Annotated in this window: 19 protein-coding genes and 3 pseudogenes; 21 read left to right on the top strand and 1 reads right to left on the bottom strand. The window is 41.1% G+C overall.

All coding sequences use genetic code 11. The features are described from left to right. The first annotated feature begins 145 nt into the window (after positions 1–145). The 11 genes and pseudogenes from JCM16418_RS18020 (at position 146) to JCM16418_RS18065 (ending at position 7,040) form a co-directional block, all read left to right on the top strand. Entirely contained in the window at positions 146–709 is a 564-nt protein-coding gene (locus tag JCM16418_RS18020) for an ankyrin repeat domain-containing protein (RefSeq protein WP_036651775.1), read from the top strand. Between the two features lie 143 nt (positions 710–852). Further along, positions 853–1,365: a P-loop NTPase family protein gene (locus JCM16418_RS18025; RefSeq protein WP_036651777.1), complete on the top strand. Its 513-nt coding sequence runs from the start codon at positions 853–855 to the stop codon at positions 1,363–1,365. A gap of 102 nt (positions 1,366–1,467) precedes the next feature. After that, positions 1,468–1,887, top strand: a complete 420-nt coding sequence (locus tag JCM16418_RS18030) for a hypothetical protein (RefSeq protein ID WP_158442446.1) — start codon at positions 1,468–1,470, stop codon at positions 1,885–1,887. 17 nt (positions 1,888–1,904) lie between these two features. After that, a complete protein-coding gene (locus JCM16418_RS18035) occupies positions 1,905–2,111 on the top strand; it encodes a hypothetical protein (RefSeq protein ID WP_036651781.1) in 207 nt (68 codons plus the stop codon). Positions 2,112–2,198: 87 nt separating this feature from the next. Then, complete coding sequence (locus JCM16418_RS18040; RefSeq protein ID WP_036651783.1) at positions 2,199–2,420, top strand: hypothetical protein; 222 nt, start codon at positions 2,199–2,201, stop codon at positions 2,418–2,420. A gap of 27 nt (positions 2,421–2,447) precedes the next feature. Beyond that, complete coding sequence (locus JCM16418_RS25065) at positions 2,448–2,588, top strand: hypothetical protein (protein WP_156327234.1); 141 nt, start codon at positions 2,448–2,450, stop codon at positions 2,586–2,588. 194 nt (positions 2,589–2,782) lie between these two features. Beyond that, positions 2,783–3,451, top strand: a complete 669-nt coding sequence (locus JCM16418_RS18045) for a DUF2812 domain-containing protein (protein WP_052020497.1) — start codon at positions 2,783–2,785, stop codon at positions 3,449–3,451. 370 nt (positions 3,452–3,821) lie between these two features. Then, the gene (locus tag JCM16418_RS23945) at positions 3,822–4,721 is read left to right on the top strand and encodes a collagen-like domain-containing protein (protein ID WP_277912102.1); all 900 of its coding nucleotides are present in this window, start codon (positions 3,822–3,824) and stop codon (positions 4,719–4,721) included. Between the two features lie 118 nt (positions 4,722–4,839). Further along, positions 4,840–5,021: pseudogene (locus JCM16418_RS24405) on the top strand (response regulator); the annotation flags it as partial. A gap of 167 nt (positions 5,022–5,188) precedes the next feature. Continuing rightward, positions 5,189–5,707 (top strand): sigma-70 family RNA polymerase sigma factor, encoded by a 519-nt coding sequence (locus JCM16418_RS18060; protein ID WP_036651786.1) that lies wholly within the window; start codon positions 5,189–5,191, stop codon positions 5,705–5,707. Beyond that, positions 5,700–7,040, top strand: a complete 1,341-nt coding sequence (locus JCM16418_RS18065) for a DUF4179 domain-containing protein (protein WP_036651789.1) — start codon at positions 5,700–5,702, stop codon at positions 7,038–7,040. Before JCM16418_RS18060 ends, JCM16418_RS18065 begins: the two co-directional genes overlap by 8 nt. Positions 7,041–7,151: 111 nt before the next feature. Here JCM16418_RS18065 and JCM16418_RS18070 read toward each other — a convergent pair. Further along, positions 7,152–8,900, bottom strand: a pseudogene (locus JCM16418_RS18070) (alpha-glycosidase). A 245-nt stretch (positions 8,901–9,145) separates the two neighbouring features. Between JCM16418_RS18070 and JCM16418_RS18075 the strand changes: the two are divergent. The 10 genes and pseudogenes from JCM16418_RS18075 to JCM16418_RS26435 all read left to right on the top strand — a co-directional run. After that, positions 9,146–9,820, top strand: coding sequence for a response regulator transcription factor (locus tag JCM16418_RS18075; protein WP_036651791.1), 675 nt, complete (start codon positions 9,146–9,148; stop codon positions 9,818–9,820). Beyond that, on the top strand, positions 9,817–11,262 hold the full coding sequence (locus tag JCM16418_RS18080) for a HAMP domain-containing sensor histidine kinase (RefSeq protein ID WP_036651793.1): 1,446 nt from the start codon (positions 9,817–9,819) through the stop codon (positions 11,260–11,262). Before JCM16418_RS18075 ends, JCM16418_RS18080 begins: the two co-directional genes overlap by 4 nt. A gap of 233 nt (positions 11,263–11,495) precedes the next feature. Further along, a complete protein-coding gene (locus tag JCM16418_RS18085; protein ID WP_373280730.1) occupies positions 11,496–12,263 on the top strand; it encodes an ATP-binding cassette domain-containing protein in 768 nt (255 codons plus the stop codon). Beyond that, entirely contained in the window at positions 12,260–12,916 is a 657-nt protein-coding gene (locus JCM16418_RS18090) for an ABC transporter permease (protein WP_242403896.1), read from the top strand. The genes JCM16418_RS18085 and JCM16418_RS18090 overlap by 4 nt, the downstream gene beginning before the upstream one ends. Positions 12,917–12,973: 57 nt before the next feature. Then, on the top strand, positions 12,974–13,723 hold the full coding sequence (locus tag JCM16418_RS18095) for an ABC transporter permease (RefSeq protein ID WP_036651795.1): 750 nt from the start codon (positions 12,974–12,976) through the stop codon (positions 13,721–13,723). A gap of 214 nt (positions 13,724–13,937) precedes the next feature. Continuing rightward, positions 13,938–14,342, top strand: a complete 405-nt coding sequence (locus JCM16418_RS18100) for a YflT domain-containing protein (RefSeq protein WP_036651796.1) — start codon at positions 13,938–13,940, stop codon at positions 14,340–14,342. 282 nt (positions 14,343–14,624) lie between these two features. After that, on the top strand, positions 14,625–14,822 hold the full coding sequence (locus JCM16418_RS24410; RefSeq protein ID WP_081765498.1) for a GNAT family N-acetyltransferase: 198 nt from the start codon (positions 14,625–14,627) through the stop codon (positions 14,820–14,822). Beyond that, entirely contained in the window at positions 14,806–15,186 is a 381-nt protein-coding gene (locus JCM16418_RS18105) for a GNAT family N-acetyltransferase (RefSeq protein ID WP_081765499.1), read from the top strand. Before JCM16418_RS24410 ends, JCM16418_RS18105 begins: the two co-directional genes overlap by 17 nt. Before the next feature lie 144 nt (positions 15,187–15,330). Further along, positions 15,331–16,068, top strand: a complete 738-nt coding sequence (gene uppS, locus JCM16418_RS18110) for a polyprenyl diphosphate synthase (protein ID WP_052020502.1) — start codon at positions 15,331–15,333, stop codon at positions 16,066–16,068. A gap of 164 nt (positions 16,069–16,232) precedes the next feature. Next, a pseudogene (locus JCM16418_RS26435) lies at positions 16,233–16,781 on the top strand (hypothetical protein); the annotation flags it as partial.

The raw sequence follows: 16,781 nt of genomic DNA on the forward strand, positions 1-16,781 counted from the left end.
CATTGTTGAGTGGACACTATAAACAGGACTGTACATCTATGAAATGACGATAATTTATACAATCCTGTATTTGGAATCCTAAAACCTAACTAGCGTGGAATAGGAGTTTTAAAAAATGAGGAGATACATATGTTTTCTGATAATAATGACAATCCTATTATCTGGATGTACAAAAGATGATACAAAAGAGGATGAATCGATTTCTAAATATCATGAACTGAACGTTGCTATTATGGATAATGACTTGAATAAAGTTACAGCCATACTTTCTAAAAATGACAAGCTTATAAATAAAATAGACACCAAACTTGGATACTCTCCTTTCCTTTATGCAATGAATAGCAAGAAAGAGATTATTGATTACCTTATAAATCAAGGAGCAGATATTCATCACACATCATACAGCGGTAATAGTGCTTTACTAGAAGCAGCTGATATGGTTAACCCATACGCTATTAAACTGTTGTTGAAAGAGGGATTAGATCCAAACTCGACAAATATTTATCAAGAAACGCCACTAATATTAATGGCAGGTAGAGGCGGTGTTCCAACGGATTTAATGGTTGAATTGGCTGGATTACTGATAGATGCTGGTGCTGATCCCAACGTAAAGAATGGTGAGGGATTTACCTTTTTATCAAAAATTGAACAAGTACAACCTGAAGAAACTATTTCATCTATTAGAGATCTGCTTAAGAAGAGACTGTGAAAGAGCCTTGGCTTGAGCTTCCTCGCTATTACCATGGGGAAAATAAGATGACCATGGTCTACACCACTCCGAGTGTGGAGGATCTGGAGGATGCGGTGGAATAAGATAAAAATTTTCAATTATTATAAGGGGCGTAATTATTTATGAAAAAGTTTGAAATTGGAAAGACCTATGATGCAGTAGTACAGGGTGAAATCTGGTCTTTTGAATATGAAGGTATAGATGAAGATGAAGAGGATGTTTATATCATTACCTGGATGAGTGGTGAGTGCGAAGGTCTACATAAATCTAAAATTGAACCTCTTGTTGAAGAGGCAGAAGTTTTGAAAGCTGCAGGCGTAATTTACCCACGTGGTAGATCCGAAGAAGAACAATATAAAGCAATATGTTTGCTAATAGAACAGCCTACCTATTTTTTTGTAGGAGAAGAGGTTCCGAAAGCTGTTGTTTTATCGGATCATTATGCTCCGGGTGGATATAAGGGAGAAAAAGACTACTTAGGCATTACATACGATAAGGCTCAAAGAATGATAGTTGTAACATCTAGAGTACCCGATATAACACTACCTAATTGGATTATTGAAAAATTTGATGTGGTAGGAACTATGAAGATTAAGGATAAGGATAAAATAGTTTGGCAGATTAATTTAAAATAAATTAGGATCAGGATCGGGCCATATCGATTATAAAACAAATCTACATATGAATGAGTGTGTATGCCTTTGCTGATGAGCTATAAATGGAAGGAAACGAAGCAGATGGTCGATATATTTAAAGAGATGTTAGAAGACATTTTTTCTGGTCAATCTAAAAAATATCCACTTCAGAAAAAGAAGGATACAGCATTTGAATTGTCATATTGGTTAAAGGAATTGAGTGCTCTTGGAAACGAAGCTATATTGTCTGAGACAACCTCAAAAGGGGATAACATCATTGTCTACCGCCAGCGGATGGATGAGGATGGAGTGAATATAGCCCTTCGCAGCAAAATTTTTTCAGTAGAAGGGAACGAATCTATTACACCTTCAATGTACCTAATCTATAAAAAGAAGTATGAGATATTGGAAATTGCAGATATTAGGATGGAAGATTCAGATACTAATAGAGGCTATGGTTCGATTTTTATGAAGGCTATGTTTCTTCTTATCGAACGAAGCCTTATACCATCAAATATGTAACTGGTTGGATCTCTGGTGTGGATTGGGACCATATAGATCGGAACGAATATTTTTATAAGAAATTTGATTTTGAGGTTAATTTGAACCACGAGGAGCGCGACGGAAATATCTTATGGATAAATCCTTCGAAGAGTGGAAGCATTGAAGATTATCAAAGCCTGAACTATAAGCCTGGTATCGCTGGACTTATGCAAGAACTGTCTGAAATCGAAGATAAATTCTAGTATTTCAGAATGGTAGATAAGATACAACATATTGAATATTAAGTTGTATACAGGACCTTAAATGACTTATACAGGAGACCAGTAAGCATGATTGTGGGGGATTGGGTTGTAGTAAGGGAAGGAATGGAGGGGAATTCCTACGGGGGTTATGCAGGGAGATTGGTTGCGGTTTATTTCCATCATGCTAAAATTCAATTTATTTTACGCCCTACTGGATTCATAGATATGGTTTTTGAGCGTTGGATTCCTTTTTGGGACATACGACTAGTTACTAAAGAAGAGTATTATGCATGGTTGCATTATGCATGACTAAGAAGGAACATGAGGGGCCTGGTGATGGCAGCAGCTGCAGATACTCACGCCCTGGATAAAGTTAGTTCAACGTATCAACGTTCTGTTGTAGCTTGCTTTAGGTTCATATTCTTAGTTATAATACAAACAAACGTTCGCAAATTAGGTGGTGGTTATATTGAGTAAACTTGATGGTAACGGAATATTCGAAAGTTCCAGAATAATTATTCCAGAGCATAGAGAAGCCTATCTAACACAATTATTGATGAACAGAAATGGCAGATAATTGGACAGGTTCTATATGAATCTTTAAAGAGAAGCATACCTGTAAGTATGGAATTATATGATCCATTTGAGATAAAAAAATAAAAGGGATAGTAATGGAAATTAACTCAAATCTGAAGAAAATTAGACTTAGCTGGATGAGTAAGGTATTAAAGCGCGGGAAATGGATTGTAACAATGAATGAAAAGCCATTGGGAAAATTAAAGACCTTTCCTGTGCGTGAGGGTGTAGTTAAACATAACTCGATGTTGATGTATATTTACGCCAGTATTTTAATGTTTTTAACATACACCACTACAATTATTACAATAAATAAGACGAACAAGAAATTATCAGGAGAATACATACAATTAAGAAAGTTCCAAGATAAAGTCCCCAGCTTACAAGTCAAGTTTAATAAAGATGAAGAAAAGAAGTTAAAGCGGTCAGGTCGGCTTATCGTGAAGTGGAAAATTGGATGGGTGTATGCACCAGACCAGCTTGAGAAATGGCTTGAGGGCATGGAAGAACAGGGGCATAATTTATATCGTGTGAGTGACTCAGGAGCTGTTTTTTATTTTATGAAGGGGGAATCCCGTAGGGTAAGTTACTGCGCTGATTTCAAGCATAGGGCAGATCGGAGCTATTTCAATATACATCGTGAAGCTGGATGGGAAATTGTATTTATCTCTAGTTCATTGTTTCAAAAGTGGGTCGTATGGAGCTTGATTACCTGGAAGGTGAAGAACGACCACAACTATATAGTGATAGATTTAATCAATTAAAATTGGCAAGGCGCATTGCATAATGTATTCCAGTATGTTTATCCCGATTATTCTAATAAATATACTGAATACGAAAGCAAGTTTAGACTTAAAGTTATATCAAATGCTGGATCAGAAACAAATCATTAGTATGTTGATATGGTGGAGTACGCTTGTCTTTTTGGGTTTTTTTACATGTAGAACTTGGCTATATTACAGACGCTTAAGTAAGTTTTATAAGTAAAATCAGTATGTCTTACATTTAACCAAAGGCGAAACTACCTATCATTAACCTATTTTTGTAAAAATAGCTACAATCTTGCTTAAAAATAGATATTAGTCCATCCCTAAAACTAAATAGTCACGTACACTAAACCATCTTTATAGGGAGGTGTCGTGGTTGAGTTGTCATGATGAACAGAGAAGGTGTACGAAGAAAACCGTAATTGTTTGCCCTCCGAAAGGAAGAAGGAAGAAATGCCGGCGAAGATTTATCAAGAAAATTGTAAAGGTCACATGCCCTCCACCTGAAGTAAACATTATAAGTCCAACGGTTGTTGGCCCGACGGGACCGCAAGGTCTGATGGGTCCGCCTGGACCAGCAGGAGTGGCAGGATTACCAGGTGCAACGGGACCAGCAGGAGTAGCAACGGGTATCACCGGACCGGCGGGACCAACGGGAGTCGCTGGACCGGCGGGAGTAACTGGAGCAACAGGAGTAACTGGAGCTGCAGGACCAGCAGGGGGACCAACAGGAGCTACCGGCCCAACCGGAGCAACGGGAGTGGCAGGCCCAGCGGGAGCAACCGGAGCAACGGGAGCAATCGGACCCGCAGGAGCAACCGGAGCAACAGGAACAGCAGGTGGAATATTAAATTTTGCGGATTTCTTTGCACTGATGCCTCCGGATAATGCAGCCACAGTTGCTCCAGGTACAGACGTGAGTTTCCCACAAGATGGACCTACTAGCGGGTCTTCTATTACTCGTACTAGTCCTAGTTCCTTTAATTTGGCTGCAATTGGCACTTATCAGATCTTGTTTCAATGTAGTGTGACCGAAGCGGGCCAGCTGATACTAACTCTAAATGGCGCTGATCTTGCTTATACGGTGGTAGGGCGGGCAACAGGTACTTCTCAGATGCTAGGAATGGCTCTTGTGCAAACAACAGTAATCAACTCCATACTGACTGTACGAAATCCTGCTGGTAACTCTACTGCACTAACCATGACTCCTGTCGCTGGTGGAACAAGGTCTGTTTCAGCACATTTGGTTATCACGCAATTCGCATAGAGATTATTAGAATGACATAGATAAGCTATTTCATATGAAAGTTAGCCGCGGATCTGGCATGATCATAATTTTATGCGAATCCGCGGTATGGATAGCTTAGCTTAAGTAACCATGAACAATAAAAGTCCTAATTGCGGACGATAATTCATTCATTCGGAATTGAAGATTATTCTCAGTATATTTGAAGAATTTGAAGTAACTGCTACGGTAGTAAATGGAAGCGAAGCGGTCGAATACTGCAAGGCAAATGAGGTTGGTGAGACACTTCTTGATGTACGTCTGACCAATATGAATGGGGTAAGCCTAAAGGTAGTTGGGTTACTTCGGTTAACAGCTTCCTTTCTATGTATTGAGCCTATGGGACAAGTTTATTTACTTGGTCGGTAGGCTATTTTTTTTTTATTAAAACTGTTTTATGGATTTGGCAGTCTAATAATTAATGGAATAAAAAGGGAAGGAGTGAGGGATTGTCTACGGAAGAATGGGTGAGCGCAGCGCAGCGTGGTGATCCCGGTGCTTTTCACCAACTGGTAAGTTCCAATAAGAAAAAAATCTACTCTATCGCCTTTGCATATCTAAAGAATGAATCGGATGCGTTAGAGGCTATTCAAGAAGCGACCTGTAGAGCCTTTACCCATCTTTCCAAGCTAAAGGAACCTAAATATTTTCAAACTTGGTTTATACGCATTCTTATTCGAATATGCATTGACGAACAAAAACGGCGTCACCACATCATGCCTTTATTCCGCATAACCGAGCCGCTTGCCGTTGATCTTGAACTGGATGCCAGTATTAGTCTTAAGATTGCAATGGATCAGCTTGCTCCTAAACTACGCCACATCATCATTCTTAAATATTATGAGGATATGACGTTAAGTGAGATTGCGAGATTACTAGAAAAACCGGAAGGTACAGTGAAGACTTGGCTGAACAAAGCCCTAAAGGAACTTCGGCTTGTATTTAGAAAGGAGGGAGAGCATGCGTAGGCCAGTTGAGCAGGAGATGGATGCTGAAATAGCTGATCGAGTGGAGCAGGCGATTTGGGATGGAATTAAGCAAGGCGAGCATCTAAATAAAGCGTTTAGAAAACAACGACGTAAACGACTAGCAAGTGTGATTACGGCAAGCGTCCTCTTATTCGCATGTCTATTTACAATCCGAGTTTCGCCTGTATTTGCAGCGATGGTTAGCGATATTCCTGGGCTTCAAAAATTTGTTAAGCTAATCAATCATTCATATGATAAAGGTGTTAGATTAGCCTTAGATAATAAGCTTGTGCAACCTGTTGGTGTGTCCGAAGAGCACGAGGGAATGAAGCTTACCGTACAAGGGATTATGGCTGATGAGGCGCGTATGATTGTATTCTTTGATGTTCAAATACCTAATACAGATGAATCTGTTCAAATTAAGAATACCTCCCTCTCCGATGCTTCAGGCAAGGCGTTAGTTGCAATGAGTTCGTATAACTTTCTCGATGAACAGAACGAGGGTATTCACAAGGCAGATGTTCAGCATAAAACAGTAGATTTTCAACTTTTGGAAGGGGAATCATTTCCTGATGAGGTGAAGCTAAACATAGAGCTTACAGGAGCAAGTGTCAACAAGACTAAATTTAACGTTACATTTCCGATTGATAAGTCGAGATTCTCTGAAATGAAGCAGGAATATGTGCTCAAGAAAACCATTGAAATGGAAGGGCAGAAGATTACCTTTGCTAAAGCGGTCATTTCCCCATTGCGCATTTCTCTATATGTGGATTATGACCTAAATAATTCGATGCAAATTTTTTGGCCTGGAGACATTCGATTAGTCGATGACAAGGGCAATGTATGGAATCAAACAACAGGAAGTATGGGGAAGAATCATCAGGTGTTCCAATTTGAGAGTCCGTATTATGAAGAGCCCAAGTCGTTGACTGTTGAAGGAAGCTGGTTCCGTGCACTGGATAAAGCTAAAACATCCGTCGTTATGGATACAGAGAAGGGAAAGCTGCTTCAGGCACCGGATGAGAAAATAAAACTGAATACGATGAGTTCTATGAACACGTATATGGAGCTCGATTTTGCTATAAAGGGTATAGATCTTGAAGATCATATGATGTATACATTATTTGATAGTGAGTTTACTGATGCGACAGGGAAACGTTATAAAACAGCAGATAACGATAAATTGATGAGTACTTATGTAGAAACATCTAAACCTGGTGAGCAGCACTCTATGTTTTATTTAGATCATCAAGCTTATAAGCAGCCTCTAACTTTTACAATAATGAATTATCCTTCTTATATTAGAAGTCCTTATAAGGTGAATATTAAGTGATGTTTAAATGATGGAAAAGAGAAGAAATTCTGTTATGTAGCAAAAAGAAGTTCCTCGGCGTAACTACCTCGAAGAACTTCTTTTTGTATTCTGATTCGTATTCCAATGAAATTATGATTTCAGCACTCTAAACATAGCGCATCCATATGGCTGAAGCTCAGTTTGCAGAACACCACCGCTATCTAAACATAAAGTCTCGTTAGTGTAGATTCTCCCAGTGCTCTTCCTTTACTGCAACCTCAATCGTTTGAGCTTGATCGCTGTTATTCATTATAATGATGATTTTGTTATGGCTGTCTTCCCGAGCATACACCAGCTTGGCACTGCCGGCTTCTGCCGCAAGGAATGTGAACTTGCCGCTACGCAACGCGCTGTATGTCATGCGCATTTGAATGAGCTGTTGATAAAAGGCGAACAATTCTTGATCCTGCTTAGCAGGGTCCCACTCCATACACTTACGGCAATCTGGGTCCTCGCCCCCAGTCAATCCAACCTCATCACCGTAATAGATACATGGTGTGCCCGTGAATGTGAATTGGAACTGCGCCGCCAGCTTCATTTTGCGCTTATCATCACCGCATTTACTTAGTAAGCGCGGTGTATCATGACTGTCTAGCAGGTTAAAAGCGACTTCGTTTGCCTGTCGTGGATACCGCGAGAGCTGGCGTCCAATGGCATTTGCGAACACTTGTGCATCGCATATCTGATCCACGAAGAAATCATGCACAGCATGGGTGAAAGGGTAGTTCATCACTGCGTCGAACTGGTCTCCTTGCAGCCATGTGGATGATTCATGCCAGATTTCGCCGAGAATATAAGCATCCGGTTTGACCTTCTTCACCACTTGACGGAAATCACGCCAGAATTGGTGATCCACCTCATTCGCCACGTCTAGACGCCATCCATCGATATTCGCTTCCTTGATCCAATATTCGGCTACCTGTAATAGATAAGCTTTTACCTCTTCATTCGCCGTGTTCAGCTTCGGCATGAGTGGTTCAAATGCGAAAGTATCATACGTGGGAATTCCATTCTCGATAGCGATCGGAAACTTATGAATGTAGAACCAGTCCTTATAGCGTGAATGCTCACCATTTTCTTGTAAATCGATGAATGGAGCGAATGTTTTACCCGAATGATTAAATACGGCATCCAGTAGTACACGAATTCCCCGCTCATGGCAAAGCGATACAAGCTGTTTTAGCTTATCCATATCACCAAACTGTGGGTCGATCTTCATATAGTCTTCCGTGTCGTATTTATGGTTAGTTGTCGCGGAGAAGATCGGTGTAAAATAGACGGCAGTCACACCCAGCTCCGATAGATGATCTAAATGATGGATGACCCCTTGAAGGTCGCCTCCGAAGAAGTTATCCCTTTCAGGTTTGCCACCCCATGGCATGACATCTACAGGATCAAGAGATGCATCACCATTGGCAAACCGCTCAGGAAGATCTGATAGAATATAGCATCTTTGACCCATGCGGGTGTCTTGAAGACATCCACAGGATTGATATATGGATACTCAAACAATCGATCTGGATTAGATGGGGGCTCATGTAGAAATCCATATTCGGTCATCCAGAGCTTCTCCTCACCATGTTCCAGTTGAAAACCATATTTAAGTCTGCGGTGAGGAGGAACGACTTCACATTCCCAATAATCAAACAATTCATCGGATGTGAGTTTGTTCATGGGCACTTTCTTCATGGTTTGTGACCATGCATATTTGTCTCCTGCTAAGGTTGCTACTGTTGTGATATCATTTTTCTTGGTACGAATTCTGAGGTGAACAGAATGTTCATCGTATGCATAGCACCAGTTCAGTTTGGGACGATGATAAATCGCTTCGAGTAACATTTCAAATTCCCCCTACAAAAAAGGCACAGCCCAGACTAAGGTATAATAGTCGAGGATGTACCTTGATTTCAGATAACATAGCCTTTAAATTTGAGAAGTTGGATAAGCTAATTAAATTCACGGTTCATTTGCACCTAAAATATACCATGCGTTTTACGAAGTATTCAAGTGAAAAAAGCCATTAAAAGTGAAGCAGAATAAGCATTTTCTTTTATAAATTGTTCTTGGAAATAGGGGTGATACGATTGGATATCCAGATTTTATACATTGAAGACGACGTCGAAATTGGTAAATGGGTTCAGCTCGATTTAACTGAGCGCGGATATAAGGTGATTTGGTTAAAAAGCGGCGAGCAAGCTGTTGAACATGCAGCTGAATCAAGGCTGGTTATTCTCGATGTAATGCTACCCGGACTCGATGGGTTTACGGTCGGACAGCGGCTAAAGAAGGCCTATCCAGATATTCCAATTCTCATGTTATCTGCAAGAACTTCCATTGACGATAAGCTTGAAGGGCTACAGTTCGCCGATGATTATGTAACCAAACCATTTCATCCAGATGAACTTGCCGCGCGGATCGAGGTATTGCTACGCCGTTCAGGCTCTTATACCGCGGAGCCGCTTGAACTCAAGCATTTATCGGTCTATGAACAAGAGAAACGGATCATGAACAGGGATACAGGTGAAGAAATTGTGCTAACAGGCAAGCAGTTTCAAATATTCACCTATTTGCTGCGCCACTTGGGTCAAATTCTGACCAAAGAGCAAATTTACGAAGGTGTTTGGGGCGAACCCTACTTAGATGGTGACAAGACGCTTATGGTACATATTCGTTATTTGCGTGAGAAGCTGGAGCGAGATCCTAGTGCACCTGAAGTTATTGAGACGATTCGCGGTGTCGGTTACCGGGTACGAGCATGAAGAATAAAGGGAGGATTGCGCGGTTTCGAAGTTCATTGTTATATCGTTATTTATTCATTATATTAATCGCTTTGCTCTTTGTTCCGATTGTATTTCCGGTGACATTAATTGCATACGGACTTTTCCAAGGAACTGTTATAAATCCATCATCTAGTACAAGTGTAGAGAACCCCTATGTATCCAAGGGGAACTTGGAGAAAACGTGGCATGAAGAGGCGCTCAAGCTTGCTTACGCTTCAGATATTCAAATCGAAGCAAAAATTCGAGAACTAAAGAAGAAATACAGTAAAGCTAATCTATTCTGGGTTGATCAGCAAGGGAAGACGCGAATTCAGCTGCCAGTACAGCCTAGCCTTCCTGAGATTTGGAGTGCATCTTACTCTATTGATTATATGAAGACTAGAAGCGCCTCAAGTGTATACGCTGTCGTTGCATTCATCGGTGATAAACCTTCTGTAGGTAGGGGATTCATGGTCTTTGAGATACCCTATTCGGTGACAGAGGTAAGGCAACAAAGCAATAATTCGTTAAACGGGATTATGATTTATATCTTGTTATTTCTCTTATTTTTTATCGGATTCATTGTGGTTTCATGGCTTTTCTTTGTACGGATACGTAAACGGCTGCTCCGTCTAGAAGCTGCTATGACACTAAGCCGGGGGGAAGGTCTCCCCCAGCCGATTAAGGTGAAGAGATTAGATGAGATTGGTCAGCTAGAGAATGCATTTAATGGAATGGTGTTACAGCTGAGTAGTAGTTTACAACGGGAGCGGGAGGAAGAAGGGTTACGCAAACGATTGATAGCTAATTTATCTCATGATTTACGGACTCCGCTGACAGTCATACGTAGTCATATGTATTCTATGCAAAAGGAACCTCTCTCGGATCAAGGAAGAGAGCTGCTGCAACTGACTGAGTCCAAAATCAGTGATTTAAGCGGACTGATTGATAATCTACTTTCGTACAATCTGCTAACCAGTGGAAAATACAAGCTAACGCCGGAGCGAATGGATGTACTTCGACTGGTACGTGAGAGTGCTGCTGCTTGGTATCCACTGTGGGAGAAGGAGCAATTCGAGGTAGATATTCAAGTGCAGGATGAGCCGTTATACTGGTGGATTGATGCGCAGTGGTTCCGGCGTATTCTAGACAATCTATTTCAAAACATACTCCGCCATGCGCATGATGGCAAATATATCGGAGTGTATACGGAATCACTACCAAATGGCAGCCTTGCAGTTGTTATTATAGATCATGGAGCAGGCATGGATGCTTCTATAGCAAGGGAAAAGCCAGAATTGGGCGAGGGCTCCACGACAGCCCATGGGGCTGGAATAGGCCTTGCGATAGTGGAATTTTTGACTCGTGAAATGGAAATCGCACTAGACATCCGCAGCTCTGCCGAAGGTACTCGCGTATATCTATATCCCGCAGTTTACTGAAATACGGAGAAATTTTAAACCAAATTTAAACTTGGGACGACTCTGTTTTAACCTTGGGGCGGTAAGATAGTTCATGAGGTGATTATGGTGAGTGAACTCGTCATTCAGACAAGAAATTTAAATAAAAAATATCGCGGTAGATATGCCGTAAATAATTTGAACTTAGAAATAGCTAAAGGGGAAATTTATGGTTTTCTTGGTCCCAATGGGCTGGTAAGACTACAACGATCCGTATGCTGCTTGGACTCATACGTCCATCTCAAGGTAGCATCCATCTATTCGGCAAAGACTTGAAAAAGGAGAAGCTGAACATTCTGCGTAAAGTTGGCTCCTTGGTTGAATATCCTTCTAACTATGGGCATCTGACAGCCGTTCAGAATTTAGAGGCGATACGCCGCATATTGGATGTACCCAAATCGCGAATTGATGAAGTGCTAGACATTGTACAGCTAACTAAAGAAGCAAAGCGTCCAGTAAAAGGCTATTCGCTCGGTATGAAACAACGCCTTGGGATAGCAAGCGCTCTACTGGGAAGCCCTGAGCTACTTATCCTTGATGAGCCTACGAATGGCCTAGATCCCGCTGGAATTCATGAAATACGGGAACTGATTCGCAGTATGCCGAAGCAGCACGGAATTACCGTGCTGGTATCAAGTCACTTACTTTCTGAAGTGGAGCAGATGGCCGGAACCGTCGGCATTATCCGAGAAGGTGTCATGGTGTTCCAGGATACCATTCATAACCTACAGCAGCAGGCGGCTGGTGGATTCCAGCTTAAGGTATCTAACCCGCAGGAGGCATTACAGTTAATTCATGCTGAAGGTTATAGTGGGGAGCTGAATAAAGGGGCATTGATGTTGACCAAAATGAGTGATCAACAGATTGCTAATGTGATTAAAAGACTCGTGGATAACCATCATGACATCTACCGTGTAGAGGAGAACCGCAAATCGCTTGAGGATATTTTCATGCAGGTTATCGGACAGGGAGGCATCTTATGATGCTTGGACGCGCGTTGTCGGCAGACTTTCTTAAAATGCGTAGGAAGGGCATATGGTTTCTAGCCTTTCTAGGTCCTGTTGGACTGCTTGCGATGCAGGCACTTGATTTTGGGCTGCGCTATGATTATATGATGGAGTTAAACGCTTCTGATTTGTGGGGAGCTCTTATTCAACAGCTATCTTTCTTTGTACCTTTGGCCTTATTCATGGGTTCGACGTTAATTGCATCTTTAATTGCTAACGTAGAGCATCAGTCTGGTTCATGGAAACAGCTACTGGCATTACCTATATCACGTTCGGCTGTATTTACCTCCAAGTATCTATTAGGAGTTATTGTACTACTGATATCCTGTTTACTACTTTCGGGAGGCACCATAATATTAGGTTTAGCTTTGAAGTTTAAGGCAGAGATTCCAATACAGCAGTTATTGAGCTTTACGTTTCTACCCCTCTTAGCGGCATTACCGCTTTTGGCATTTCAACTATGGTTGTCCCTGATCATTAAGAATCAGGCGCTGCCCGTTACCATTGGTATTACGGCGTCCATTGCATCTCTTTTTTCTGGGAATTTTCCAGCCTTCGTCCCTTTGACGTGGCCTACTTACTCCATCATGGATTCGGCGACTAAGCAGTTATTGCTGGTGTTGTACTAGGATTATGCATCTGGATTGCTGGACTCAGCCATTTCCGTCGAAAGGATGTGGAGTAACATGAGCAGCATGTTAAGAGTTCTGTCGGCAGAGAGATTAAAGATGTCTCGATCGTATATGGTACTTCTTATGTTTATTAGCCCAATCCTTGCCTTCATTATAGGTTTATTATCAGAGGTAGGGGATACCCCTCAGCCGTGGATTGCACTACTGGGTTCATTAAGTATGCTTCACGCGATGCTCTTTATGCCAATTATGTCGGGTATATTTGCAGCCTTTATATGTCGTTATGAGCATGCGGGAGGGGGATGGAAGCAGTTACTTGTACTTCCCGTGACTCGTACGGGAGTCTATGTTGCTAAATTTACGGTGATTGCTTTGCTTCTGGCTATGATGCAGCTGTTATTTCTAGCTGCCATAGTAATTCTAGGATTCATTAAAGGAATTCATGATCCATTTCCGTGGGATATCTTTGCCCGCAGTATCATTGGTGGTTGGGTAGCATGCTTACCGCTTGCTGCGTTGCAGCTTGCTGTATCTCTGATGTGGAATAGCTTTGCCGCACCGCTTGCGCTGAATGTCATGTTAACCATACCCAATATGTTGGTCATTAACTCCGCAACATACGGCCCCTATTATCCTTGGGCGCAGCCTTTCCTAGCTACGCTTCCTGGAGAAAGCACCATATATGGTAATGATCCATTTGGGGCATTCAATCTTCCTTTTGAAAGTTTGATGATTACCGTCGTGGGTAGCTTTATTGTCTTCTTCACTGCGGGGTGGCTATACTTCAGACGTAAAGAAGTGTAGGAAGTTTGATAGAGGTGTGATTAGGGTAAGTTACAGGAAGGGCGTCCCCGGGATCGGAGGCGCCTTTTTCTTGTTCAATCCCTTGCCGATCATACTAAGTATCGAGGTCGTGCTTTACAGCCTCACGTTTACCGTTCTACTTTTAAGGTTATACATATGGCATGATGCTTTACATGAAAATAAAAAACATTTAATACTAAAGGAGGAAATAACCATGGAAAACAATATGACGAGTATGACGAAAGTTCAAACCGTAAATAGTGCAGGTGATGTCCGGGCGCAGGTGAACAAATTTATGTCCGAAGGATACAACGAAGATCGTATTTTTGTTCTTGCTCATGATAAGGACAGAACTGACCGTGTAGCTGAGCAAACCAATACAGAGCAAATCGGAATGAATGAAGAAGGCGTGGGCACGGCGATTGCTAATATCTTTCGTTCCCGAGGAGATGAACTGCGGGCGAAGATGAGATCCATGGGAATCTCCGAAGAAGAAGCAAACCGTCTGGAAGAAGAGATGGATACGAATAAAATTGTCGTAATCGCTTGGGGGGGTAAAGAGTTCAATAACGACGATTTTGATTCGACGATTACCTATTATCCATACATGATTATCTAATGTGAAATATACTTACAATAAAAGGAGCTTGCCTCAGTATCTCTGAGGCAAGCTCCTTTTATTGTGAAGTGAAATAGCTCAGACGTGTAAAGAATTTATCTCTAAATAGGAGCTACATTTTAAAATAAATTCGGGTGGACGGTCTAGATTTCATGAAATTGCTCCTTCATATAAAATACATATATTATAATGGAAAATTTTATACTATTATTCTAAAATGATATACATTAAGAAAAGGAAAAGGAAGAGCATAACCTTTACCGGTAAATCGAGGTGCTAAACATGATAATTAATACACTATTTGAACAATCGCCCATTTTAGAAACACAACGTTTGGTGTTAAGAAAATTGAATGTAGATGATGCGGGTGATTATTATGAGTTCGCATCTAACCCGGCTGTTACGAGATTCACGATTTGGAATACGCATACGTCCATTGAAGATTCAATAGGACCTCCGAAATGTGATAGCAAACTATGAAAACCACATCGCATACCATTGGGGTATCCTTAACAAGGAAACAAACCAGATTATTGGAAGAACCGGATTCGTTAGTTTGGATGAAGTGCATAAACGAGCAGAAATTGGATTTGCATTGTCGTATGATTTTTGGAGCAAAGGCATCATTACGGAAGCTACAGAAGTCATTATTAAATATGGATTTGAAGAATTAGGATTAAATCGAATCGAAGGTAGATGTAATTTTGATAATTTAGGTTCAGCTCAAGTCATGAGGAAGTTAGGAATGACCTTGGAAGGAACACTACGAGAACAATTAAATATTAAGGGGGAATTCGTAGACCAATTGATGTTTTCAATCCTTAGAAGAGAATATAATCGTTAGAAATGGTATTGGTTTAATTTTAAGAGCCCCGAGATGTTGTAATAGCATGCTTATGAATAGTTACCTACCGAGAGTTTAGAGAAGACAGGAGAAAGTGAATGGCATACCGAAAATAGATGGATCGTAGTTAAATAGGAGGGGGTTATGCGATTGTTAGACGATTTCGATAAGGTGGATATAGGAGATTATTTTGATATTAATGGAATCATGCCTGAACATGTTGCTATTATAATGGATGGAAATAGTTATTGGGCGAACATAAGAGAATTACCCCCTCCCTCTGGATATTATGCTGGAATGAAGAATATGAAGGAAATGATTTCTATTCAGATTAATATAAAGTGTCTTACTTTATATGCTTTCACTTCTAATTATTTAATGAATTCTAAATATGCAACGGACTATCTCATTCATTTACCTAAGCTATTTTACGAAGATGGAATGATTAATAGATTTATACATAATAATGTTCGTCTCCGCTTTATTGGTAATCTAGATCGTTATCCCAAAGAAATTCAGGAAATGATACTTGAGCCTGATAGTTTAAGTGAAGGAAACGAAGGAATGATTGTGAATTTTGCGATAGATTACGGTGGTCGTTCAGATATTATTGAAGCAATGCATAGATGTATAAGTAGCAAGGGGTTTATAATTGAAGATTTGACAGAAGAGATATTTGAATCCTATTTATATACTAATGATTGCTTAGCGCCAGATTTATTAATTAGGACAATTGGTGAACACCAAATGAGCAATTTGTTGCTGTGGCAATCTTCTAAGTCTGAACTGTGGCATACCCCAACGTTGTGGCCCGATTTTAATGAACGACTTCTCTACGAGGCTATCGGGGAATTTCAAAAGCGTAGAATAAATATGAGATAAATTAATTAGTGAGATGAATAGTTAAGGAAAAGAACCTGTTGCTTTGGCAACGGGTTCTTTTTGTGTGATTAGCATGCTTTAAAGGAGAGGGACAGGGGCAATCGCCGTTCCAATAATGGAGTGTATTTAATATAAAGTATTGAACTGAGGAGGAAGAATATGAAATGAAAAAGAAAAATTTGCAAAACCTAACAATAGTAAGAGGGGTCTATGGCTCCTATAATGAAAATTCGAATGATCTTCGAGATGGCCATAGAGGAAGAAAAATACTTATTGTTAAAGGTCCGACAGGCCCGGAGGGCCCTGCAGGAGTACCAGGTGTTCCTGGTGTTCCCGGAGTACCGGGAGTACCGGGTGTTCCTGGGGTGCCTGGCGTTCCTGGTGTTCCAGGTGTTCCAGGTGTGCCAGGTGTGCCAGGAGTATCTGGGGTGACTGGAGTAACAGGCGTAACGGGCGTGACTGGTGTGACAGGAGTCACAGGAGTCACAGGTGTAACGGGTGTGACTGGTGTGACAGGAGTAACTGGAGTCACAGGTGTAACGGGCGTGACTGGTGTGACAGGAGTTACGGGAGCAACTGGAGTTACAGGCGCAACTGGACTGAATGGAGTCACCGGAGCAACCGGACTGAATGGAGTCACAGGAGCCACTGGATTGAGTGGAGTTACGGGAGCTACTGGATTGAGTGGAGTTACGGGTGCGACTGGAGTGAGT

Source organism: Paenibacillus pini JCM 16418 (assembly GCF_000576305.1).
In the GTDB taxonomy this organism is placed as follows: Bacteria; Bacillota; Bacilli; order Paenibacillales; family Paenibacillaceae; genus Paenibacillus_AQ; species Paenibacillus_AQ pini.